This window comes from Methanohalobium evestigatum Z-7303 (assembly GCF_000196655.1).
In the GTDB taxonomy this organism is placed as follows: domain Archaea; phylum Halobacteriota; class Methanosarcinia; order Methanosarcinales; family Methanosarcinaceae; genus Methanohalobium; species Methanohalobium evestigatum.
Genome location: NC_014253.1, coordinates 1,943,275 through 1,967,911, shown reverse-complemented (window position 1 = coordinate 1,967,911; position 24,637 = coordinate 1,943,275). Strand labels below are relative to the sequence as shown.

Sequence of the window (24,637 nt, the reverse complement as noted above, 5' to 3'; positions counted from 1 at the left end):
AACCATACACAATTTATTTATATATTATTTGAGTTTTTATTAAAGGCAAATAATAAACGAAACGTGTATTAAATGTAATTAAAATAATTTAGCATTGTAGCATAATTGGAGATATAAATATGTATGGAATCGCACTGGATCTTGGGACGAGCGGTTATAGAGCACAGCTCATAGACCTTGAGAGAGAAGAAACAATTAAAACAGTAATTACAATGGGTCATCCGTTGCCAGGTGGGAATGTCATAGACCACCTTGATTTTGCTATTGAACTTGGTGAAGATATTGCAAATGGCATAATTCTTAATGCAGTAAAAAGAATCATTAGTGCTTTCAATGTTAATCTTTCAGAAGTCAAAAAACTGGCTATATGTGGTAACCCTATACAATTATCCCTTTTCCAGAATATGGAAATCCGCGACCTTGCCTATGCGGGAAGGAATAAACAGGCAAGGTTGGGAGTAGAGGACGTAAAAAGAGATTCAAGAGTAGTTCCTGCTAATGATATTTTTGGAGATATTCTGGATATGCCAAATTGTAATGTTGTTGTTCCTCCAGCGATTAAACATGAAATAGGAGCTGATGCACTTGCAATGATGCTTAAAACCGAGTTTTTGAGCCAAACTGAACCTTCTATTGTAACCGATTATGGTACAAATGCGGAAATGGCACTCAAAGTGGGCGATAAAATTGTTACTGGAAGCGCTGCAGCAGGTCCTGCTATAGAGGGACAGGGTATTGGTTGCGGTATGCTTGCAAGCCCGGGAGCAATAACAGATGTAAACCCCGAAGGTGACTACTGGAGGCTTACTGTTCTTGATGACAATATGTCCGAAAAGAAAGGCGACCTTATAGAACCTGCTACAGGCAAAGTAGTTGAAGACTCAGGTGTTAAAACCATAGGAATAACTGGAACTGGTATGATATCAGTACTTTCAGTAGCCCTTGATACTGGTTTGATTGAAAAACTCCCGCAATTACCTAATGGTAAAATTATACTTGGTGATGACCTTGTATTAACCAATAGAGATATAGAAGAGGCAGGGAAAGCTATAGGGGCAATAAGGGCTGCACATCTTACTTTGATTGTTGAATCAGGTTTAAAATATGAAGATTTGGAAAATATCTATATGTCAGGGGCATCAGGTACTTATGTAGATTCTGAAAAAGCAAGGAGGTTGGGTACCTGTCCCAATTTTGGAAAAAGAATTGTTCAATTTGGTAATACATCTATATCACTTGCAAGAGACCTTGTTTTTGATGATAATAAACTCGATGAAATCACAGAATTTGCACATACAATAACAGCTGACCATTTGATGATGGCAACCAGTGAAACATTCAAAAATTTCTATATATTTGAATTGTCTTACTGGACACAGGGTATGCCTATAGAAACCTATAATGAAATGCTTGGTTTTTATAATCTGCCCAAATTACCTGAAATGGTCAGAAACCCTGTTATAGAAAAAAGGGTAGAAAAAGATATTGCAAATGTGGGTAAAGAAGGAATAGAAACAATAGGTAATGTAGGAATAATACTGGAAGAAATCACTGATGGTTGTATATTTTGCCATAAATGTGAAGAGGAATGCCCTGAAGATGCGATAACTATTCTTGATACAGATGAAGGTTTGATAGCAAATTATAATGCTCAAAGGTGTCTTGGTACAAGTTGCAGGCGTTGTGTAGGTATTTGTCCGGTGAATGCAATTAAATATGAAGATGTAAAGATCAAAAAACAGTGATATTATTTTTAGAAAATCTTTGTTATAGAACTAGTATATAAATTTATCTGATATTTTTATTTATACATGTTTATTAAAATAATTAATCTTAAAATTTGATATTTAAATATATTGGATTATTTTTGAATATCGATACTTATTTGCTATATTAACGGGTTAAAACCTATTTTATAGCAAGCAATTGTATAAATGTTAATTATTCATCCTGAAATAAATCCGATAAATTTATATTTTTGTAATAAAAACCTACCTTATGTAATTAACAGGAGGTGAAGTAAAATACAATGTATTTATAATTCACCAAGGACTGTTGAAAATTACGGAGGTTGTACATACGGGCTACAATAAGTTATCTGAGGAATATTCGGTTGCTGCAAAACCTTGCAATGTGGGAGTGAGCGAAACTGTATGGAATAAAACCAAATTAACCCCCTCCTAGATAGGGGCCGGATTAAGAGGTATTATTAATAAATTAGTGTCATATAGTAAAAATACAACAAAAAATATAAAACTCCCAGAACTGCAAAATTATTGCAGCCGTAGTTTCCGTAAACTGTTATCCAGTCAATTGGGGGTATCTGGCATGGATAAATGGTTTACACCTGTTAATATGTACATTTTTGAACAAAAAGGTGTAAACAAATTAGTCAATATTTATTTGAGGAGTTTTTATAGTGCTAGTATACCCCATGTCGGTACAACCTCTACAAGTGGAATAGGCTCTATCACGGCTTCATTCCACTACAAAGTAGGCCAAGGTCTACTATCTACAACAAAAAATAAAGGAGTGATACAATGGGAAAACACTTCTATCCAGGACAGGATAAATTAAACGGAGTAAATCTGGAACTTTTCAGTGAAGGAGAGCTCGGTGAAATCCACCGTGCAACCATGGAACTGTTCCAGGATCCAGGAATTCGAGTAGAAGATCCTGAAGCAAGACAGTTATTCAAAGAGAATGGCTGTGACGTAGACGAGAACACACATGTTGTAAAAATACCAGAATATCTGGTAAACAGAGCACTACAGCTCGCACCATCAAGCTTCTATCTCTATGGTAGAACCAAAGAAAACACATTCAAACAGTCCCACAAAGGACAGGTACACTGGACCTGCTTTGGTACCGGTATCAAGATGTGCCGGTATGAAGGACACGGCAAATTCAAAACCGAAGATTCAGTGGAACAGGATGTTGCAGACTGTGCAAAAGTATGTGACTGGGCAGATAACATCGATTACTTCTCACTGCCAGTATCCGCAAGGGACTGGGCAATAAAAGGAGCACAGGATGTTCACGAGACCTACACACCACTTGTAAACACAGCAAAGCACTTCCAGCACATTGACCCAGTCGGAGATTCAATGGAATACTACTTCGACATCTGCAAAGCATTCTACGGTGGAGATGAAGAAGAAGCACGCAACAAACCAATATTCTCCGCACTGCTGTGTCCAACCAGTCCATTAGAGCTTGGCGACAACGCATGTCAGGTCATCATGAAAGGAGCACGCTATGGAATACCACTCAACGTGCTCAGTATGGCAATGGCTGGCGGTTCTTCACCAGTAGACCTTGCTGGAACTCTTGTAACCCACAACGCTGAGGTACTTTCAGGAATTGTACTTGCCCAGATAACCCAGCCAGGAGCCAGAGTATGGTACGGTAGTTCAACCACAACCTTTGACCTTAAGAGAGGAACAGCACCTGTCGGTTCACCAGAACTCGGACTTATCAGTGGAGCAGTAGGAAAACTTGGACACTACTATGGACTTCCATCCTATGTAGCAGGCTCATAGGCAGACTCCAAGGTACCTGATGCTCAGGCAGGTCATGAGAAGACAATGACAACACTTCTCCCAGCACTCTCGGGTGCAAATACCCTGTACGGCTCAGGTATGCTTGAACTCGGTATGACCTTCTCACTTGAACAGCTGTTGTTCGATAATGACATGATATCAATGACCAAGAAGGTAATGGAAGGTATCGAAGTAACAGATGAATCACTTAACATCGACAATATCCGTAAAGTCGGAATTGGTAACAACTTCCTCGCACTGAAAGATACCAGACAAAAGATCGACCTGCCATCAGACCCAATGTTTATTGACAGAAGAATGTTTGGTGACTGGGAGAAAGATGGTTCCAAGGACATCATCGATGTTGCACATGAAAAAGTCGAAGATATCCTGAAGAACTACGAAGTAGAGCCAATCGATTCCGATATCCAGAAGGATATGAAAGCTGTCATGGACAGAGCTGACAAAGAAGTAATGGGTCAGTAAATATAATTTATAAAAAGGAGAGTGAATTTATGGCGAGTTTAGAGGAATTAATACCAAAAGCAAAGAATGCCATCAAAGAGTTTGACGAGGATGCTGCCAAAGAAGTAGCACAGGAAGGAATAGATTCCAATGTAGACCTTGTGAAACTCATCGAAGATGGTTTTACTGCTGCAATGACTGAAGTAGGAGACCAATTCGAAGAAGGATCTTTGTTCCTTCCACATGTAATTGCAGCTTCTGAAGCAATGTCTGCAGCAGTTGAACTTATAACACCTGTACTTGAAGAACAGAGAGGCGGTGCCGAAGAGAAACACGGTGGAGTTGTCATCGGAACAATTGCAGGTGACATCCACACCATAGGTAAAGACATTGTAGCAACAATGCTCAAAATTGCAGGTTTCGAACTATATGATCTCGGAAGAGATGTTGCAATTGAATCCTATGTGAACAAAGCAAAAGAAGTAGATGCTGACATTGTTGCATCATCTGCACTGATGACACCAACAATGACCGAACAGCTCACCCTTGAAGAACAGCTCAAGGAAGCAGGCATCCGCGATAAAGTGAAGACCATGATTGGTGGTGCACCAGTCAGTCAGAAATGGGCTGATGAAATTGGTGCAGACATCTATGCTGAAAATGCAGCAGATGCTGTAAAGAAAGCAAAAGAAGCGGTGAAATAAATAAATGATTTACAGGTGTGCGATTTGCACACCTGATTTTAATTATGTTTGTTATTACATGGAATATCATGGAGGAGTAATATGGTAGATACAGAGCAAATGAGGATAAAGGAACATGAAAACAGAATTAGAAGTGGGTATATGTGGGCCCTCTTCTGTGCAATACTCTGGGGTTTATGGTATATACCTGGTGAAGTTGTCTGGACTGTGGAACCTTTCGTTGGCATGTATGATGAAATATCAGTGGGTATACCTGGTGATGCCCCGATGGTTATTGTCGCTGCACTGGTAACAGCGTTTAACGCTTTAACAGTTATAATCGCCCTTATGGTATGGAACGGGACACTTCTCAGGTTACCAGAACTTGGTAGGACCTTAAGAGAATTTAAACCGTGTTCCAAATGGTTCCTTATTGGTTCAGTTTGTGGAGGTCCAATCGCAATATTTGGTTCATTTATGGCAATGGCATTTATCGGTGGAGCATTTGCAGCAGTAGCTGGTCTTTTGTATCCAGTTGTCGGTGCCGTTACCGCAAACCTCTGGTATGGTGAAAAAATTACCAAACGTGCAGCAGTAGGTATACTGGTGATTATCGGTGGAGGAGTCACCATTTTTGCAGGTGGTCTCATCAACGATATTCAAAGTGCACAAGGAGTAGCATGGCTCGGATATCTTGGAGGTGCCATGGCAGCTCTTGGATGGGGTCTTGAAGGTGCAATTGCAGGTGTAGGACTTGAAGTTTCAGAATCTGATGCAGGTCTAACAGCAAGGTTTGTTTTCGAGCTCTTACTCTGGTGGATAATCATCATTCCGGCTCTTGCAATAGCAGGATTCCCAATGTTAAAATATACAGCATTGGTTCTCCAGAGCCCAATCGCATTGTTGGTGCTGATATTTGCGGGAATCACATTTGGTTTCTGCTATGTCTCATGGTACAAGTCCTTCCCATTAATTGGTGTAGGACGTGGACAGGCAGTAGCTAACCTGTATGGTTTGATGTCTGTTATATTCTTGTTCCTGTTCCTTGGGTCTACACCAGCATGGACAGTGTTTGTGGGTGGTATCCTGTGTATTGCAGGTGCATTCATAATGTTTACAGAAGAGTCTTTGGAAATAGAAACATTAAGAGGTTAAGAGGTGGATACAAATGGCTAAAAGACCTTTCAAATTCAGGCTCCTCGAACTATGTACTGATGAAGAGCCACACTGGAATAATGACCTTGTAAATCAGGTCGCTAAAGAATACGACTCCGAAAACAACAAATTCATGAAGGAGACACTCAACTTCGACCTTATTGAACTTGCAGCTTATGGATTCCTTCAGGACATAGAGCAAAAAATTGATGATGAAGGTGTTTGGTTAAAAGGTGCATTGCTACACAAATATGTCATAACAGACTATGGAAAAGCAAGAGCACAGGATGCTTGTCTCGGACCTGATATAGGACTTAAAAAGAAAAGAGAAGCAGGAGAGATTTGAATGGCAACACAATGGGAAATATTAATAAGCAACTTTGAAAATGGAGTATTCCCCTTCCCAGAGTATACATGGATGTTAGTGATTTTAATAATGGCAGGAATTGCATTGTGGCAGGCAAGAGTCTTTGCGAAGCGCCTCTAACATCAATATTTGTATAGAGAATTTTGATATTACTATCAAAATTCTCTTCTTTCCCATATCTTTTTATAAAAAAAATAATTTCATGTTTACAAGGTGTTGATTTAATCAATACCTATTATTAACTAACCCCGATTTTATATATACTACAAAAAAGTTTAAAAAAGGAGATTTTTATGGCAGAGAGAGAAGAACTATTAAAAGAAATATCAGATGCTATAATATCCTGCAAGAAGGATAATGTACTGGAAGCAGTAAACAAAGCAAGAGGCGATCTCGAAGCATCAGACATCATCGAAAACGGTCTTGCAGCCGGGATGAACGAAGTCGGTATGAAGTTTGAGAGAGGTAAACTGTTCTTACCGCATGTGATGATGGCTGCTGAAGCCATGACAGACGCAGTCAAAACACTCGAAGAGGACATGCCTCAGGAATCCAGAGGCAAACCACTTGGTGTAGTTATCAATGGTACAGTAGAAGGAGATGTACACGACATCGGCAAATCTATTGTGTCCACAATGCTTCAGGCATCCGGATTTGAAGTCTATGACATCGGAAGGGATGTTCCTGCACAGGACTTTATTGACAAGATAAAAGAACACAACGCTGATGTAGTCGGAATCTCTGCACTCATGACCACAACACTTCAGGGTCAGAAGGACATCATCGAGCTTCTCAAAGAAGCTGGAATGAGAGACGATACCGTTGTCATGGTAGGTGGGGCACCAGCAACCCAGGCATGGGCTGACAAGATAGGTGCCGACATCTACGCAGAAAACGCAAGCATAGCAGTAAACAAGACCAAAGAAAAACTCGGTGCATCCAAATAAACTGATAGGGGGATTGTAAACAATGGCAAATGGCTACAGAATAAGGATGGGAGATTCTACCACAGAATACCATTCCAAAGACAGGATAATGGAAGATATCGAAGCAGGTACAAATGATGCTGCTGAACTCGGTGGTATACCAGCACTCAGCGATGATGACAAAGAAAAAATCGCAGACATCCTGATGTCTCCCCAAAAGATGGTGAGTGTCGATGCCGGTAACGAAGTACCTGTGACCCATGATATCGGTACTTTAAGAATCGATGGTGACCAGGGTAACAGCGGTACCGGAATACCTGCAAGCAGATTGACCGGTGTCATGACTCACGAGCGTGCTTTCGGTACCGATACCATGGAACTTGGTCACATCGACTACAGTTTCAAACCTGTAAAACCAGTGGTTTCACAGGAATGCCAGACCATGGAAGTCTGCCAGCAGAACATGACCGTTCCTCTGATGTATGGTGCAATGCCAAACATGGGTCTTTACTATCAGCCGGACGGTCCGTTCAAGAACCCATCCGATCTGATGAGGGAATTCAAGCTCCAGGAAGCCAAAGAAGAGATAGAAGGTGCTGCTGATGAGCTTACTAATGACATGGTCTGGACAGTAGATAAACTTTACAAGTCTGCTGCAGACGGTGTAAACTTTGATACTATCGGTGCAGCCGGAGACGGTGACTTTTACGCATCAGTCCAGGCAATAGAAGCCCTCAGGAAGAGATTCCCGAACATGTATATCGAAGCAGGCATGGCTTCAGAATCGGTCCTTGGTATGCATGGAGAATTTGAATACGACGGAACAACACTTGCAGGTCTCTGGCCGCATGAGCAGGGACCACTTGTAGCAAAAGCAGGAGCAAACCTTTACGGTCCTGTCTGTAACGCCAGCACCGGTCACAGTACTTCATGGAACCTTGCAAGAGCTGTCACATTCATCAAGTCAGCAGTCGAATCAACACCAATTCCCTGCCATGTAAACATGGGTATGGGTGTCGGTGGCATTCCAATGTTCGAGACACCACCTGTTGATGCGGTTACCAGGTGCAGTAAAGCAATGGTCGAGGTAGCCGGAGTAGACGGCATATAGGTAGGAGTCGGCGACCCAGTGGGTATGCCGATAGCACACGTATCCGCATCCGGTATGACCGGTATGCGTGCAGGTGGAGACCTTGTTGCAAGAATGCAGCTCTCCAAGAACATGAGAATTAATGAAGCCAAGGACTATGTCTCCAAGAAACTGGGTGTCGAGCCAATGGATCTCAGTGATGAGTACGTGATGAGAGACCTGAGAGAAGAACTCGGTATCGGTGTCTTAACTTCTGTAGAAGGTGCTCCAAAAGGCATCTCTGCCAAGATGAACATCGAAGAACTGCTCGACATCAAGATCAACTCATGTGAAAAATTCAGAAATCAGGTAAAATAAAACAATTTGACCAGCAAGACCGTTGATAATATTTAATGGTCTTGTAATTTTTATTTTTTTATTATCCAGATTTAGATAACTGTTTTTTGTGCAATCTAAAAATTTATATCTTGGTTTTGGAATTTTATAAGTGGGAATCAGATTGGAATCGGTATATTTTCTACAATTGGCAGTAATTGTACTTATACTTGCACTTCTGGCACAGCAATTAGGTAAAATCTTTAAAGTACCTCCCATCCTATTTTTACTTGCAGAAGGCATAATTATAGGTCCAGAAGTTCTCAACATCTTTGACCCTAACATACTGGGAGATGGTCTGACTGTACTGGTTTCACTTTCTGTTGCTATTATTGTGTTTGACGGTGGTCTTAATTTAGACCTAAAATATTTAAGAACTATACACAAAAGTACCCTGAAATTGTCAACAATTGGATTGTTAATTACATTTATTTTAACAACCATTTTAACGCATTTACTGTTAGGGATTCAGCTTGAAATGGCGGCTCTTTATGGTGCATTGATGGGTGCAACAGGTCCTACTGTAATAACACCGCTTGTAAAAAATGTCAAAGTTAACCATAAAACAAGTAAAGTCCTTGAACTTGAAGGTGTATTTAATGATGCAGCCAGTGTAATTCTTGCCGCCGTTATTTTTGAATTCATTGTTTTCCAGCTATCAGGTATAGAAGCTATAGCAGGAATATTTTATCGGTTCATTGCAGGAGCATCAATGGGTGTTTTAAGCGGTTTTGCACTCAGTAAATTTTTATCCAAAGGACCTTTCATATCACCACAGACGGCAAGGTTGTTGACGTTAACATTGGTTATTGGTACCTATGTAATATCTGAAATGATAGGTAGTGAATCAGGGGTTCTTGCAGTAGCGCTCTTTGGTATTATAATGGGTACTTCCAATGTACGTTATAAGATGGTATTAAAGGAATTCAAATCAGACCTTGTGGTGATGATGCTCTCTCTAATTTTTATATTACTTGCTGCACTCTTAAAATTTGATAACATCATCCAGATAGGATTTACAGGAATTATAATAGTACTGTTACTCATGTTCCTAATCCGCCCTCTATCAGTATTTTCTACTACAATAGGCTCACAACTTGGAAGAAACGATAAACTATTCATATCTTTAATAGGTCCCAAGGGTGTTGTTCCGGCATCAATAGCAACCTATTTTGCAATAAGACTGGATGCTTTAAATATTGAAGGAGGTCAAACTCTTGTAGGACTGGTATTTTTAACAGTAATTATTACCGTCTTTATGACAGGTACGTTGTCAAAACCGCTTGCGAATAAATTAGGGGTGATACCAATGGAAATTTTGATTGTAGGAGGAGGAAATGTAGGTCAATTGCTGGCAAAAAGGCTTGAAAAACGAGGAGAAAATGTAGTAGTTGTTGATTCATCAAAGGAAAAATGTCATGAATTAATGAACTCGGGAATTAGAGCAGTTCATGGTGATGTAGAAGACATGAATATATTAAAAGATGCAGGAATAGAGAATGCAAAATATGTGGTTGCCACCACAGATAAAGACAATACCAATCTCCTTGTGTGTCAGGTAGCAAAAAGTAAATTTGGGTTTAATAAAGACCAAGTTGTAGCAAGGGTTAATGATGTAGAAAACCTGCATGCTTTCTGGGACCTTGATATCCGTTCAATGAGCCCTGCAAAGACAACAGCTATAGTTCTTGATGATATGATAGGTAGACCTCATATGTTTTCCATGTGTGAAGTAGGTGGTGAAGGTGAGATACTGGAAATCGCCGTTACTAATCCAAATGTAGTTGGAAAGGCAGTAAAAGACCTGGCGCTCCCAAGAGAAAGTCTAATGCTTATGGTTAGAAGAGATGATGAATCAATTATAGCTCATGGAGATCTGGTTCTTGAATACAACGATATTGTAACTGTTATAGGTGAAGGTGATTCTGCTAAAGTGGTTGCAGATATGCTCGAAAAATAATATGACAGATTTAATTTTTTAACTCTGCTAATTACTTTTATATAAAAATAAAACATATCTTGTTATACCTCTCAATTTAAAACAAACAAGAGGTATTTAGGTGTCTTATAATGGATGAAAAAGAAGCCGCAAAAGAAATCAAAGATAGATTCTCTGATTTTGGTGTAGATATACCACAGGAAGATATCGAAGAAAGACTTGAAAAATTAACCTCCAAATTTAAAGTACCCATGAACGAAGCACGAAGAAGTGTTACAAACTATTTTTTGAAAGAATACAACATATCAAGAGGAGAATTCTATGGCAGTCAGACAGAAACGCCTCTTGTAAATGTTAAAGACCTTTTAGAAGATGGTAAATGGGTCAATGTTAAAGTTAAAGTCCTCCAGCTTTGGGATAATACCCATGAATCAATATCTCAGGTAGGTATAGTTGGAGATTCAACCGGTACAATAAAATTTGTAAAATGGGCTAATGCAAATCTTCCTGATGTTGAGGAAAACAAGACCTATCATCTCAGAAATGTAGTAATTGATGAATGGAACGAAAAATTCCAGATTAATCTTAACAGAACAAGTTCCATAGAAAAAATAGATGAAGATATTGAGATAGGAACATCATCAGTTACAGCCAGTGGAGCGATGGTAGATATACAATCTGGTTCCGGGCTTATAAAACGCTGCCCTGAATGCAACCGTCCGTTATCAAAAGGGGCATGCCCCGAACATGGAAAAGTAGAGGGTGTATATGATTTAAGGATTAAAGCTGTTCTGGATGATGGAGAATCCGTGCATGAAGCACTTTTAAACCGTGAATTGACAGAATATATAGGCGAAATAACCCTTGAGAGTGCCAAATCTATGGCATCAGAAGCACTTGACCCAAATGTAGTTCTTGACTATTTGAAAGAAAAACTTATGGGTAAATATTACACGGTTACAGGTCCTAAACTTGATAGATATATTTTGGTGGAAACAATAGAACAGCAGTCCAGATTCGATGAAAACGAACTTGATGAATTGATTGCCTCGGCTGAGGTGGTATAAATGGCAGCATTTGTTAGAGAAGTAGCAAAACGGGTATTTGCTCAGGAATTTAAAGAATCCAATCTGATGTTTAAAGATGGTGAAGACCAGTATTCTCCCCAGTATCTTCTTACACCTACAGGTGCAAAGGTAAACCGTCTTTTTATAGTGGGAACTCTTACAGAAACGGAAGATATAGGCACCGAAGCCGAGTTTCTCCGCGGACGTGTATCAGACCCTACCGGCTCATTTTTGATTTACGCTGGTCAGTACCAGCCTGAAGCTGCTCAGGTTCTTTCAGAATGTGAAAAACCCGCGTTTGTGGCAATAGTGGGAAAACCCAATACCTACACTACAGATGAAGGAGATGTAATAACCTCGGTTCGACCCGAATCAATAAGTGTGGTAGATGGAGATACTCGGGATATGTGGGTTCTGGAAGCTGCAAAACACACTCTTAACCGTATCAACTCTCTGGATAAGGATGAACCTAATATCAAAAAAGCGGTTGAACACTACAATACAGATAAGAAACATTATTATGAAATGGTGCAGCAGGCACTGCAATCACTCAAAGAAACAGAATAATTTTTATAAATATGCATCTATCCAGTGTAATAATAACACTTGATAGGTGCAGTTCAACTTTTTTAATTATTTAATAACCAAAACTGTGATAAACAAAAAAGTTATACTTATTTATCGGTGATAAAAAATGAAAACCTATCTTATGATATGGTATAACAGTGATGGTGGAGCTACACCGTCAGAAATAAAAAATAGGCTCATGTCACTGGGATTTCAGCCTATACAGGGACCCTATGATTATGTATACGATTGGGGAGATAATGTAGACGTATATGAAATATTGGAGTTTGGGGATAAAGTGCATCTCAGCCTTCAGGACATGGGTGTAATATTCAAACTTGAAACATCTGAAGGTTACCATTGATTAATTTATGATTCGTCCTCTTCCATAAACTTGCGGGTTAATTCAAGAGAATCGCATGAACCGCCCTCAAGTTCAATTATATTCCCAGTAACAGAACCATTCTCAATTGTAATTTCTACTCCAGTAGGTGGGGACATTCTGGGTTTTGTCGGAGAACCAGGACACACCAGCATAACGTCTTCCTTTTCCACAATTGGTCTGTGCAGATGTCCAAATACCAGCACATCTACTTCCATTTCCAGAGCAAGATATCGGTAGGCAAGAGTATCAGTAACAGATAAAGCTCCTTGGTGGATTATCCCAACTCTAACACCATCGATTTCAAATTTGGTTCTTTCAGGAAGAATCTCTTTAAGTTCAGGGTCATCAGCATTACCATAAACAGCTTTTAGTTTTCCGGTGGATTCAAACTCATCATAGCAACCTTTTGAAGTAAAATCACCGGCATGGATGATAATATCATAATCATCAATAATACCGGTAAGATTTTGTGGAATTTGTGCCTGTTTCATATGCGTATCAGAAATTGCAAAGATTTTCATAAAAACTCCTCTTTGTTTTATTGTCTGGTAAGGTCTATCAATTCATATTCCATGTTTTCTGATTCCAGCCGGCTTAAAATCGTAGTAATTTCTTCGTCAATTACCAGCACCAGTGAAGATAACCCATGGAATGCCGCTTCAACGATTGATTCTTTAGCACCAAACATCACATCAGGATTCTGTCCGATTTTTTTGAGTGCTATCAAAGATTCCGTTCCTATAGCGGCAATATATGATTTAGATTTGGAAAGTGTTTGTAACCGTTCAAGATCAACCCTTTTTGACCCACCGCGTTCAACCTTTGGTATCTTGCATACAGTGATTTTTGCGACTTCAAGGTCGATTAATCCCCTTAGGTCGGTGACACCGACATCCTCTCCTTTTTTTGCCTCATCGATGGTAATACCAGTTGAGTTTGTGACTTTGTTGTTGCTTACATAGAGCAATCCATCACGCATTTCAAGGTATACTTTTTCGTCCTTGTCAAGGTCTTCTTCTGCAATAGCAGTCCATGTTGATACATGGCTGATAATATCGCTCATTACAAAACGAGCATAACGCTTCATATCTGCTGCATTTTCCAGCACCCATTCTACACCGTATTTTGTAATCCGGTATTGAACCCTGCCTTCAGAATATATGAAACCATCTTCGACCAGTTCTTTCATGTATTCAGAAACTGCCTGTGGGGTCACTCCGATTTTCCTGGCAATTTCTTTTTGTCTAACATTAGGCTGGTGAGCAGCTACTTCAATCAAAATCAAAAACTTTGTAATCCCGCTTTTACTCTGCAGGAGGTCTATCATTTGGTATCCTCTTTAACTCTGAGTCTTTGACCCATGACCGATAATTTATCCGACCTTCTGGCAAGGGAACGCAAATATAAAGGACTTTTATTAAGAGACCGTGCCAAATTGTTCAGTGAATTGTTACCCTGTTTGACCATTTCTTCCAGTTCTTCTAAAGTATCTTTAATCTCTTCATAGGGTTGTAATGCCAGAGTTATAATATCACTTAAATCATCTAATGAGCATTGGAAATTGGACTGTACTTTGGAATAAGCAGAATGGTATTCCTTTTCAGGTTTTTTACCGGGTTCAGGCATTTGCCATTGGCTTTCAATAAGCCCACCTTTTTTAAGGATGTTGATGCTGCTTGTCACGTCATCGCCTATATATTCTTCCAGTTGTTTTTCTGACATCCACATATTGGACAGGGCATCATATACCTGTTTATGTTTTTGGGATCCGAATGTTTTTAAGAGCGGAACCAGTTCGGATGGATCATTTATAATTCGAGTTCTCTTGCCCATTGTTACTACGACCTCCAATCTAACTTGGTATGAACCTGTATAGAATGTATAAAATTTAAACTTAATAAATGTGTTGTGAATTAAAATTTATTTGATTTTTAAAAGATGGTGTTTGCCGGTTTATAACCAACCAGCAACACCTTGTTTGTTACCGGATGTTACTGATATTTACAGTTCTTAAATTATAAAAATTGCTGCCGCAACAGCAGTAGTCCATTTTAGTTTATCATCTGCTTCAGCAGTTATTGCAATATGCGTGGTTTTTAATGGGTCTTTTTCAGTCCATGATTGATACATCTCTCTGGCAAGTTTTTCCGCGTAATTACCTGCTGAAGTTTTTGTCTGTCCTGCTCCGTGGTATTCAGAGATATACCCGATTGTATTCTGGTCGCTGGGAACTGCACACCCTATTGAGGCAGTTATCTGGTCTTCGGGTCCATCCGATGAAATTCTTGAGAGGACACAGAATACAATTTCACCTGGATACAGTTCTGACAATCCCTCTTCTTTTGATACGATTTTACAATTTGGAGGCAGAATAGAGCTTACTGTAACCAGATTAAATTTTTCAATACCTGCATTACGAAGGGCTGCTTCGAAAGACTCCAGATGTTCTGAATGTCTGCCGATACCACTGGTAAAAAACATTTTTTTTGGTACTAGGTTCATATTTGTTTACAAGATGTTCTTAATTTATAGAGGGAATACTGATGTTGTTAATAGTTTTTAAAAATTGCCCCTTTTATTAATAAATATTTGTTCTTTATATACCTTAAAAACAAAACCGATAATTTTATGCTGATATATTATCTAAGTTAGCAGAGATAATATGCCCAAAGACCTCTATAAAAAAATTAGTGAAATTCTGGATGGCAGACAGTTATCAATCAGCGGCATAACCCGGGAATTAAAGAATGAAGGATATGATGAACACCGTTTATTTCTGACCGGATATTTACGTGCACTCAAGGATATGGATAAACTTGTAGAAATTGAAGTTCCTCCATCTAAAATTTACAGGTTGATGGATGATTCAGATGAGACTTCTGAAGACGTTTATTCATTGCTTTGTGACCATCTAAAACAACTGGATTCTGATTATCGTGTTCCGGTTGGAATATATATCGCATTCAATTTGTTTGAAAGACCGGTTTTCAGGCAGGAACTTAAGTTAATTGGTTTTAGTGAAAAACAGATACAAAACCAAATGGATGATTTTGCCAACATTGTTCAGGAATCAACAGATACAAACCTCAAAAAATATCGGTCTGACATTACAAGAATTAACATACCATCAGGAGACAGGGCATATGAAATAAAAAGTGATGATGAATACATCATCCAAATGTCAAATGAAATACTTATTGAACTCATGAAAGAATTTGTGGATGTCAAGGGTCTTGTTCCAAAAACAAAGCAAACCAAGTTATCTTTTTAATGTAATCCATTTTAACATAGGGGTCAATATCAATGACAGGTTTAAATGTTGCATGTATCCAGATGGATATATCTCATTGTAATAAACAGTACAATATTGATAAAGCGGTATCAATGTCTGAAAAGGCTGCAATGGATGGTGCGCAGATTATCGTTTTGCCTGAAGTATTTTCAACAGGGTTTTGTTATGAAAATATGAAATCGTCAGCAGAAACCTATCCCTATCCAACACTGGAAAAACTTGCAGTTGTATCAAAAACGTATGATTGTACAATTATTGGTTCGATCATTGAAAAAAAGGAACATTCCTATTATAATCTTGGATTCTGTATTGAATCAGGTGAATTTGCTGGATTCTATAGGAAAACCCACCCTTTCGGACGTGAGAAATCTTATTTTTCTAAAGGTGATTCAATCGCTCCTGTCAAGCTTCAAAATTTGACAGTCGGGCTTGTAATATGTTATGAACTCCGTTTCCCTGAAATCGCAAGGAAATTAACATTATCGGGTTCAGATGTTATTGTAACTATAGCAGAATTCCCAGATCCCAGAATAAATCACTGGTATACGCTTGTTAAAGCACGTTCAATCGAAAATCAGATACCACATATTGCGTGCAACCGCACCGGAAGCGACCTATGTTCTACCTATTCAGGTGGTTCTATGATAATTGATGCATGGGGCAATGTTAAAGCAGATGCAGGAAATAGTGAAGGTATAATCTTCTACAATATTGACCTTGATGAAACCAGTAAAATCCGTGAAAAAATGAATGTTTTAAGTGACAGACGTACTAACCTTTACTGGTGATTTATTCCTGATATTTTTCAACCGTGACCCAGAAAACACTACCTTTCCCCTGTGGATTGTCTCTTACACCTAATTCTCCACCATGGAGTTCTATAATCCTTTTTACAATGGCAAGTCCAAGTCCTGACCCTTTCACTCCACCTTTTTCAGCACGTTTGAACCTTTCAAATATCAGTTGTTTGTTTTTGTCTGCAATGCCTTCTCCAAAGTCTGTAACAGTTACTTCCCAGAATTTTCCTGCATCATGAATTTCGATTATTATTTTACTCTTTTCAGGGCTGTATTTTATAGCATTCGATAACAGATTGGAAAATACATCCTCAATAAAGGAATCTGCTCTGGCAGGATATTCTCCTTCTGCTCTAAAATCCACATCCATCTGTTTTTCGTCTAATGTAGGCTGGTAATTATTAATCACTTCCTCGAATATGGATTTGATATCCAGCTGTTTAAAATCAAGTTCTTCTACTGTATTCAATTTTGTAAGTTTGGATGCATTTTCTATCATATTGATGAGTTTGTTTGTATTACGTTTTATAGTTTCAAGAGTCTTTATTTTCTTCTCATCATCTTCCATTTTAAGCAGTACATCAGAATATCCTTTAATAACGGTTACAGGATTTAAAAGGTCGTGTCGTAATATATCTGTAAAAAGATCTTTCAGATTATTCGAATCCCTGAGGTTTGCTATCATTGAATTCAATGCTTTTGACAGTTGGCCGATTTCGTCTTTTGATGTATCTTTAATATCTACATCAAAATCACCTTCTGAAACTTTATTGGCTGCTTCAAGCATTTCATCCACAGGTTTTGTAATAGTCCTTGAGAACCATATACCAAAGACCGAACCCATTAATGCAAAAGCAACCACGACAATGGTAAGGCTGTCCCGTATAGAATGCAGTGGTGCATAAAATTCCTCAACAAAAGCACCTGATGCAATTACCCAATCTCTCTGTTCATAATAGGTATAGCCAACCAGTTTGTCCCGACCTTTCCATATATACTTGATGTTACCTTCCTTTTTTGCTATCATTTCTTTTGCAAAATCGTAATTGAGAACATTTTCTCCCTCAAGATTTGGGTGAATTATCACTTTCCCATCAGAATTAATTACATAAAAATAACCGGTTTCTCCGATGACAATGTTTTTCATTTGGGATTTTATTTTATTGATAAAAGGCTTTTCTGGTATACCTGCACAGAGTATTCCGATGGTTTTATCAGAAGAATCTTTTATAGGTCGATAGGCGTTGAGATACCATTGACCCTGTATTTTTGAACGGTCAATATAGGTATTGTTTTTTATTACTACTTCCCTGTATACTTTATCAGAAGCAAAGTTTTCAGTTTCTGTATAATTTATATTGTCATTTTGTTCAATGCTTTCAGATATTTCTACTGCTCTGTTGTTTTTAACCTTAAATATTGCAACTCTTCCACCTGTTTGGTTTGTTATGTCGGCAACAATATCTGAATTGTTATTGACAACATATCCGTTAATGACCATTTTGTTATCAACAATATCAGGAATACCTCTGGAATACAGTTCATCACTTGATGTATTCAGATTATTGCTAACTTTTTCTCTTGCAGTGGAGAATGTGGCATTAATATAATCCTTTTCCAGTTTGACTTGGTCTTGTAGTTTTTCCTTTAATTCGCTGTCAATGTAATTCTGGGTCTGGTCATAGGCATAAAGACCCAGCAGTGATACTGGTAGAATAGATAAGATTAATGCAAACGCTATAAACTTACGGTTTAATCTTATATCCCGAAGTTTCATTCATTTTGCTCCTTTAAATAAAACAACAGATTTGGTAACTGGATATTTACCATCCTTTACTTTTAAATTTATTCTTTTGGTCAGGTCAAAAAAGTATTAGGGGACAATTAATGGTCGTCCCTCTATTTATTCTATATATATAGCAGGTTTTAAAGGAGCTGCATATCTGGATTTATTATCTGGGTCATATTGGGGATTATCAGCGTTATCAATTTCTACTGTACATCCGGTTTCTTTTTCAAAAAATCTCAGATTTTCTTTTAATACAGATTCTTCATCCAAATCTGAATTATAGATTTTGTCGAATTTTTTCCTGTCCATACTGGTAATATTTGGAGCGATTTTTTGCACAAATTTTTGTACTTCTTTACCGTAGGATTTTATTACAGGATCCTTCATCAAATCCTTCATCAAATTCCCGATGTTAAGGTTGCCTTCATTGTGCATTTTAAGAGCCATTTTATAGGATTCATTTTTCCATTTAGGTGATGTGTAGATAACAATTTTTTTGGGGTTGATTTTTGTAACCTTTATTATCTCTTCAATATCAGATAATGTGTTACTGATTAATTCTTCACCCAGTTCTGCAGTGTTATCGATAAGTTCTGGGTCATGTTCTGGGTATGGAGCAAGGGATACAAATTCGGGTTCTTTATTACCCATTGATTCCCAGATTTCCTCACATATATGTGGGGCAAACGGAGACATCAAGCGTACCCACGTATCAAGTATATCATAAAGCAGTTTTTCTCCACCTCTTCTCTGATACCATTTTATATCATTGGACAGGAAGAAAAATGAATTCTGTAAAGCGTTACGTGTTTTTATTGCATCCAGTGCATCATTTGTATCCATTATATAATGCTGGAGTCTGCTAAGTATCCATCTGTCTATTTGATGCAGTTCACTTTCTTTGTTCTGGGATACGCCAGAATTCAATATCTCTCTTGCAAAGTTGTGGAATCTTTCTATCTGTTTCCTTGTAGCTTCAATACCGCTGGATCTCCAGTCAGCATCCTGTGTTTGCTCAGCATTTGATAGTATATAGACCCTTGATATGTCCGCTCCATAGTTATCCACAGCATCATTGAGTGTCAATAATGGACCTTTCGACTTGCTCATTTTTTCCCCTTCAAGGGAAACAAATCCGTTAACAGCGATTGCCTGAGGCCATTTGTCCTCATCAAATATAGCTACATGGTGGAAAAGGAAAAAGAGCAGATGATTAGGAACAAGGTCTTTACCTGATGACCTCAAATCGACAGGATACCAGTATTCAAATTCATACCGCATTTGTTCCAATATATCCTTATCAATACCGCTTTTTTCTGCAACATCTTCCAAATTTCCTTTGCCAAGCAGTACAAAATCAAACATTTCAGGAACCATTTGTTCAGGTGTAAAATTTTCCTGCACAAATTTTCTGACTATATAATATGCCATGTATATGGTAGAGTCAGCCAAGGATTCGATAAGCCACTGTCTGTCAAAAGGTAAACGGGTTCCAAGTCCTTTTTTCCTGGCACATGCTTTGTCCTTGATCCAGTCCACTTTATTTTTAAACTCATTTCTGTATTCAGGCGGTATGATATCCATCTGGTCAATACATCGGTAAACATTCTTCTTCCATTCAGGGTCAGAATAATTCAAAAACCATTGACCTCGAACCATTTTTACTACACAGGGAGTTCCGCAACGACAGACCACAGGCTCACTGAATTCATAGAAAATCTCTCCTATGGTCTGTTCAATAAGGTCTTGGGTGAGTATATCTTTTATTTTTGATACCTCTATATTTGCGTATTTACCGGTGTTTTCTTTCAGGACACCGTTGTGGAACTCTTTACGATAAACGGCTTTGGTAGCATCCTCTGCACGTGAATCGTTCTGGTCTACAACACCATACTCTTCAACAGCTTCTACAGCAGGGAATTCTCCATATTCTGGGACATCTATTAATGATATAAATTGAATATCTCTTGGATTTTTATTGATGCCATATCCACTCAAATCTTTATCATACATATCCTTGAGTGCCAGATAATCATAGGGTGCGTGAGCAGGCACACTCATGACAATTCCGCTACCGTATTCATCGGTAACAAAAGAAGCAGGCAGACTGATGACGTCATCTCCTGTAACTGGATTTTCTACCTTAATACCAATTAGGGAACTGGCAGGGACATCTTCTATGTATTCAACATTTTTATCTGTGTATTGAAGTTTTGTATAAGTCCTTTTGCTCACAATCCAATATTCAGATTTGTCTTCTCCATCCTTTTTGACTTTCACCTTTACATATTCAATTTCTGGATTGACCCAGAGGTTTGTAACTCCAAAAACAGTTTCAGGTCTAAGGGTGGCACATGGTATTGTAACATCATCGTATTTGAATTTAATAAGGGTGTAATCCACAATGTTTGCTTCTTCACCATGAAGGATGTCGTGATCTTCAACAGGATTATCGTCGCTGGGACACCATTTAACAGGATGTGAGCCCTTTACAATGTAACCTTTTTTGTACAGGAGGTTGAACTGCCATTCAATAAATTGTTTATAGGCTTCTTCTGTAGTTGTAAATTTACGTCTCCAGTCAATGGAATACCCGATGGATTTCATCGATTTTTCAGCTTCAACTGTAAAATAATCTACAATTTTGTCTGGGGTGTCCAGATTCTCCAGAATGTTGCGGGGGATACCATGGTATTTGGAATATACTTCCATGGTTTTGGATTCTTGCTTTTTAATAAGTTCGGAAAGTCCAACAAGAGGTGTTCCTGTGACGTGGAACCCCATAGGATACAGTACATTGTAACCTTTCATCCGTTTGTGTCTTGCTACTGCATCACCTATGGTAAATGTTCTTGTATGACCGGCGTGAAGGTTACCGTTTAAATAGGGATAGGGGACAGTGATTAAAAACTTTTCTCTGTTGTCAGGATCGGCTTCAAATATTTTTTCTTCATCCCAGCGTTTCTGCCATTTTGTTTCTATTTCATGTGGTTTATAATCCTGAAGCATTGTAAAAACCATCCTTTGATTAAACTTTATTTATCCGAAAACACCGCATTTCTAATCGATTCCATCGTAGCATCCACAACCACTGGTTTTGGACATACATCAACTACTTCCTGGGGGTCTTTGAGTAGATGACCTGTTGTAACACATACCACAGTTTCGTCTTTTCCAATTATCCCATCATTAACCAGTTTTTTAAGTCCTGCTACAGATGATGCACTTGCTGGTTCAACGCCTATGCCCTCAAGTTGGGCGAGGTCTCTTTGAGCCTGTACAATCTCATCATCGGTGACAGTATCCGCCATTCCATTGGATTCGTATATAGCCTTCAATGCCTTCTTTGCATTTACAGGGTTTCCGATACGTATCGCGGTTGCAATCGTATCAGGGTTCTTTTCTGGTGTGATATCATCCCTTCCATTTCTATAGGCATCTACAATCGGAGCGGCACCTTCGGACTGGATACCGGTCATCCGGGGGACTTTATCAGTTATACCTATGTTCATGAATTCTTTAAAACCCTTATAAATAGCTGTGATATTTCCAGCGTTTCCAACTGGCAGTACTACTCTTTCAGGAACATTAAAACCCAGCTGGTCGATAATTTCAAAGCCGATTGTTTTTTGCCCCTCGAGCCTGTAGGGGTTGACAGAGTTTAACAGATAGAATTTTTCATCGTCACATAACTGGCGTACCAGTACCAGAGCCTCATCAAAATTGCCTCTTACACTCAAAACTTTGGCACCATGCATCAAAGCCTGAGCAACTTTACCAAGAGCAACTTTGCCTTCTGGTAACAGCACAACCGCAGGAATTCCAGCTCTTGCACCATAGATGCCGAGTGATGCAGAAGTGTTACCTGTCGATGCACATGCAACAGTTTTCATACCAAGTTCAATGGCTTTTGATACACCAACGGTCATACCTCTGTCTTTAAATGAACCTGTAGGGTTCAGTCCCTCATGTTTTACATAAAGACCTTTTATACCGATTTTATCAGCAAGACGGTCACATCTATAAAGAGGGGTACCTCCTTCTTCAATGGATATTGGTTCCTGTGTTTCATCTATAGGAAGTATTTCCCGGTATTTCCATACTGATGGACATTGTTTTTTGAGTTTGTTCATGTCCAGCTCAATGGTGGAATAATCATAAATGACATCAAGCAACCCGTTACATTCACCGCAGGTGTATACTACATCTGATTCGGTGTACCTTTTTCCGCATTCAATACATTCTAGATGATACATTGAAAATCTCCTGAAAAGAACAATGAAAATAATGATTATTGTATCGATTTAAAGAGGCTGATATGATTTAAAATCTATCTTTTATTTAAATATATGATGTTATATTACAATCAGATAAAAAATAATACCAGCAAATAAATATATTTTCCTCTATCAAATGTATTAGGTGAATTACTCCAACCGTTATCCTTATTCACTTCCAATATTTAACTGGTTATTATGGACGTAAAAATTTTAAGCGGTTCTGTTTACATTGATAATGTGCAGGGTTTTATAAAGAAATTGGATGACATAGCATCAGTGAATAATGTTACAGTTCAGGCACTTAATGCGGATAAATTGGCAGGAAAACGGCACTTAGAATTTTCAGTGAAAAAGGCTTTGAGGGCGATTGAAAACGGATACAATAGAGCAAAGGATACAGGTATAGAAATAATGCGTTATGCTTCTGGAAAACGCCAGATAGAGGATGCTTTTAATATAGGAATTCATAACGGTACAAATAATATAGCTTTTGTTATTCTGGGTAATCCTGAGAACATTAGTTATGTCTCTGAAAAGTTAAATGGGTTAATTACCGAAAATCCAGTTCTTGCTTATGATGAATCCAAAAGAGATTTTATTTTATCAGAATTTGAAATCACCCAGCCTGAAGTAGATGCAGTTGGTGAACATAAAATACCTGAACTTGTTCTTGAACGAGTGGCTCTTGTTGATGTTTTAAAATAAAACCCAAACCGTATTATATAAACAGGATATATTTTCTATTATAATTTTTAGATAAACAGCCGAGATGATGATATGACCAATCCTAAAACTGCCGAAGAAATGATGAACAATGCAGGTCCGATTGAAACTAACCTGCTTCCAAGGTTAATTAATGTAACAGAATCCGCAGCAATTGCTGCAGCTCATGAAGTAGGTCTGGGAAACAAAAATTATGCAGACCATGTTTCTGTAGAATCAATGCGAAGGATGCTGAACTCACTGGATATGAAAGGTCTTATAAAAATCGGAGAAGGGGAAAGAGACGAAGCTCCGATGCTATATATCGGTGAAGAAATAGGTACTGGTAAAGGCGACCTTGAAGTGGATATTGCGGTAGACCCGCTCGAAGGGACAAATCTTGTAGCAGATGGAATGCCGGGTGCAATCTCTGTCATGGCTATGTCTGAAAGAGGGGGATTGTTCCATGGTCCCGATGTATATATGGAAAAAATTGTTGTGGGTTCTGATGTAGTTAAATATGAAAGAGAGCATCCAGATGAGAAAATAGACCTCGATGCACCTGTAGCGGATAACCTAAATATTGTTGCAAAAGCACTTAACAGAAATATCGATGAAATAGTAGTAGTTATTTTGGACAGGGAACGCAACTACAAGATAATAAATGATATTCGACAAGCAGGGGCACGTGTGAATCTTGTAACCGATGGTGACCTGATACCCGGTGTAGCAACTGCTATTAGAGGTTCGGGTGTGCATGTTGTTATGGGTTCAGGCGGATCTGGTGAAGCGGTACTTACAGCAGCAGCGATTAAAATACTTGGTGGAAAAATACTTACCAGGTTGTTACTTCCGACTGTAGCCAAGGGCAAATCCGGAGAAGAGATAGAAAAAGAGAAACTGGAAAAAATGCCAAGATTGAATAAGATGGGTATAACTGAAGACAATATGGATACTGTCCTTGATACAGATATGATTGTACCCGGCAGGGATGTAATCTTTGCAGCAACTGGAATAACTTCAGGACACTTTTTAAAACAGGTAAACCTTTTTGGAACCGGTGATGCCAGGGTTCACAGTATATCCATGGGCAGTTCTGGAGTTGTAAGGTTTACAGATTCCATGTATATCCATGATAAAGAAGATTCTCCTCTACGACTATACTGAAAATCATCCACAAGATATATGACATCCGATATGTTTCACATCTGTTAAC

The 24,637-nt window shown here is 38.6% G+C and carries 22 protein-coding genes and 2 pseudogenes; 17 read left to right on the top strand and 7 right to left on the bottom strand.

Features of this window, described 5'->3' with window-relative positions; genetic code table 11:
* Positions 1 to 119 precede the first annotated feature (119 nt).
* The 13 genes and pseudogenes from METEV_RS09795 to METEV_RS09730 all read left to right on the top strand — a co-directional run bounded on the left by METEV_RS09795 (position 120) and on the right by METEV_RS09730 (position 12,540).
* The gene (locus METEV_RS09795; protein WP_013195348.1) at positions 120 to 1,745 is read left to right on the top strand and encodes a methylamine methyltransferase corrinoid protein reductive activase; all 1,626 of its coding nucleotides are present in this window, start codon (positions 120 to 122) and stop codon (positions 1,743 to 1,745) included.
* Between the two features lie 583 nt (positions 1,746 to 2,328).
* On the top strand, positions 2,329 to 2,577 hold the full coding sequence (locus tag METEV_RS09790) for a hypothetical protein (RefSeq protein WP_013195347.1): 249 nt from the start codon (positions 2,329 to 2,331) through the stop codon (positions 2,575 to 2,577).
* Positions 2,541 to 4,028 (top strand): annotated as a pseudogene (gene mttB / locus METEV_RS09785) ([trimethylamine--corrinoid protein] Co-methyltransferase). The gene METEV_RS09790 and the pseudogene mttB overlap by 37 nt, the downstream one beginning before the upstream one ends.
* A 29-nt stretch (positions 4,029 to 4,057) precedes the next feature.
* Positions 4,058 to 4,711 carry a corrinoid protein gene (locus METEV_RS09775; RefSeq protein WP_013195345.1) on the top strand — a complete coding sequence of 218 codons (654 nt, stop codon included), beginning with the start codon at positions 4,058 to 4,060 and terminating at the stop codon, positions 4,709 to 4,711.
* Between the two features lie 81 nt (positions 4,712 to 4,792).
* Positions 4,793 to 5,845 (top strand): DMT family transporter, encoded by a 1,053-nt coding sequence (locus METEV_RS09770; protein ID WP_013195344.1) that lies wholly within the window; start codon positions 4,793 to 4,795, stop codon positions 5,843 to 5,845.
* Positions 5,846 to 5,858: 13 nt separating this feature from the next.
* Positions 5,859 to 6,191, top strand: a complete 333-nt coding sequence (locus METEV_RS09765) for a hypothetical protein (RefSeq protein WP_013195343.1) — start codon at positions 5,859 to 5,861, stop codon at positions 6,189 to 6,191.
* The gene (locus METEV_RS12435) at positions 6,192 to 6,332 is read left to right on the top strand and encodes a hypothetical protein (RefSeq protein WP_013195342.1); all 141 of its coding nucleotides are present in this window, start codon (positions 6,192 to 6,194) and stop codon (positions 6,330 to 6,332) included.
* Between the two features lie 173 nt (positions 6,333 to 6,505).
* A complete protein-coding gene (mtbC, locus tag METEV_RS09760; protein WP_013195341.1) occupies positions 6,506 to 7,159 on the top strand; it encodes a dimethylamine corrinoid protein MtbC in 654 nt (217 codons plus the stop codon).
* A 22-nt stretch (positions 7,160 to 7,181) separates the two neighbouring features.
* Positions 7,182 to 8,585: pseudogene (mtbB, locus tag METEV_RS09755) on the top strand ([dimethylamine--corrinoid protein] Co-methyltransferase).
* A gap of 142 nt (positions 8,586 to 8,727) precedes the next feature.
* Entirely contained in the window at positions 8,728 to 10,563 is a 1,836-nt protein-coding gene (locus METEV_RS09745) for a cation:proton antiporter domain-containing protein (protein WP_013195339.1), read from the top strand.
* Between the two features lie 110 nt (positions 10,564 to 10,673).
* Positions 10,674 to 11,609 (top strand): replication protein A, encoded by a 936-nt coding sequence (locus METEV_RS09740; RefSeq protein ID WP_013195338.1) that lies wholly within the window; start codon positions 10,674 to 10,676, stop codon positions 11,607 to 11,609.
* Complete coding sequence (locus tag METEV_RS09735) at positions 11,610 to 12,176, top strand: RPA family protein (RefSeq protein WP_013195337.1); 567 nt, start codon at positions 11,610 to 11,612, stop codon at positions 12,174 to 12,176.
* A 127-nt stretch (positions 12,177 to 12,303) separates the two neighbouring features.
* A complete protein-coding gene (locus METEV_RS09730) occupies positions 12,304 to 12,540 on the top strand; it encodes a hypothetical protein (RefSeq protein ID WP_013195336.1) in 237 nt (78 codons plus the stop codon).
* Between the two features lie 5 nt (positions 12,541 to 12,545).
* Here METEV_RS09730 and METEV_RS09725 read toward each other — a convergent pair whose 3' ends face one another.
* The 4 genes from METEV_RS09725 to METEV_RS09710 form a co-directional block, all read right to left on the bottom strand.
* A complete protein-coding gene (locus METEV_RS09725; RefSeq protein ID WP_013195335.1) occupies positions 12,546 to 13,082 on the bottom strand; it encodes a YfcE family phosphodiesterase in 537 nt (178 codons plus the stop codon).
* A 17-nt stretch (positions 13,083 to 13,099) separates the two neighbouring features.
* Positions 13,100 to 13,888 (bottom strand): DUF7839 domain-containing protein, encoded by a 789-nt coding sequence (locus tag METEV_RS09720; RefSeq protein WP_013195334.1) that lies wholly within the window; start codon positions 13,886 to 13,888, stop codon positions 13,100 to 13,102.
* The gene (locus METEV_RS09715; RefSeq protein WP_013195333.1) at positions 13,885 to 14,394 is read right to left on the bottom strand and encodes an ArsR family transcriptional regulator; all 510 of its coding nucleotides are present in this window, start codon (positions 14,392 to 14,394) and stop codon (positions 13,885 to 13,887) included. Before METEV_RS09715 ends, METEV_RS09720 begins: the two co-directional genes overlap by 4 nt.
* A 177-nt stretch (positions 14,395 to 14,571) precedes the next feature.
* Positions 14,572 to 15,063 (bottom strand): pyruvoyl-dependent arginine decarboxylase, encoded by a 492-nt coding sequence (locus METEV_RS09710; protein ID WP_013195332.1) that lies wholly within the window; start codon positions 15,061 to 15,063, stop codon positions 14,572 to 14,574.
* Between the two features lie 160 nt (positions 15,064 to 15,223).
* Here METEV_RS09710 and METEV_RS09705 point away from each other — a divergent pair, with 160 nt between their 5' ends.
* Both METEV_RS09705 and METEV_RS09700 read left to right on the top strand, forming a co-directional pair.
* Positions 15,224 to 15,832, top strand: a complete 609-nt coding sequence (locus METEV_RS09705) for a hypothetical protein (RefSeq protein ID WP_013195331.1) — start codon at positions 15,224 to 15,226, stop codon at positions 15,830 to 15,832.
* A gap of 32 nt (positions 15,833 to 15,864) precedes the next feature.
* Positions 15,865 to 16,641, top strand: coding sequence for a carbon-nitrogen family hydrolase (locus METEV_RS09700; RefSeq protein ID WP_013195330.1), 777 nt, complete (start codon positions 15,865 to 15,867; stop codon positions 16,639 to 16,641).
* 1 nt (position 16,642) lies between these two features.
* Here METEV_RS09700 and METEV_RS09695 read toward each other — a convergent pair whose 3' ends face one another.
* The 3 genes from METEV_RS09695 to thrC all read right to left on the bottom strand — a co-directional run bounded on the left by METEV_RS09695 (position 16,643) and on the right by thrC (position 22,695).
* The gene (locus METEV_RS09695; RefSeq protein ID WP_013195329.1) at positions 16,643 to 18,427 is read right to left on the bottom strand and encodes a Cache 3/Cache 2 fusion domain-containing protein; all 1,785 of its coding nucleotides are present in this window, start codon (positions 18,425 to 18,427) and stop codon (positions 16,643 to 16,645) included.
* A 126-nt stretch (positions 18,428 to 18,553) separates the two neighbouring features.
* Positions 18,554 to 21,448 (bottom strand): leucine--tRNA ligase, encoded by a 2,895-nt coding sequence (leuS, locus tag METEV_RS09690; RefSeq protein ID WP_013195328.1) that lies wholly within the window; start codon positions 21,446 to 21,448, stop codon positions 18,554 to 18,556.
* A 26-nt stretch (positions 21,449 to 21,474) separates the two neighbouring features.
* Entirely contained in the window at positions 21,475 to 22,695 is a 1,221-nt protein-coding gene (gene thrC / locus METEV_RS09685; protein ID WP_013195327.1) for a threonine synthase, read from the bottom strand.
* A gap of 219 nt (positions 22,696 to 22,914) precedes the next feature.
* Between thrC and cgi121 the strand changes: the two genes are divergently transcribed.
* Together cgi121 and glpX are read left to right on the top strand one after the other, a co-directional pair.
* Complete coding sequence (cgi121, locus tag METEV_RS09680; protein WP_013195326.1) at positions 22,915 to 23,424, top strand: KEOPS complex subunit Cgi121; 510 nt, start codon at positions 22,915 to 22,917, stop codon at positions 23,422 to 23,424.
* 72 nt (positions 23,425 to 23,496) lie between these two features.
* Complete coding sequence (gene glpX, locus METEV_RS09675) at positions 23,497 to 24,588, top strand: class II fructose-bisphosphatase (protein WP_013195325.1); 1,092 nt, start codon at positions 23,497 to 23,499, stop codon at positions 24,586 to 24,588.
* The last annotated feature ends 49 nt before the right edge of the window (positions 24,589 to 24,637 follow it).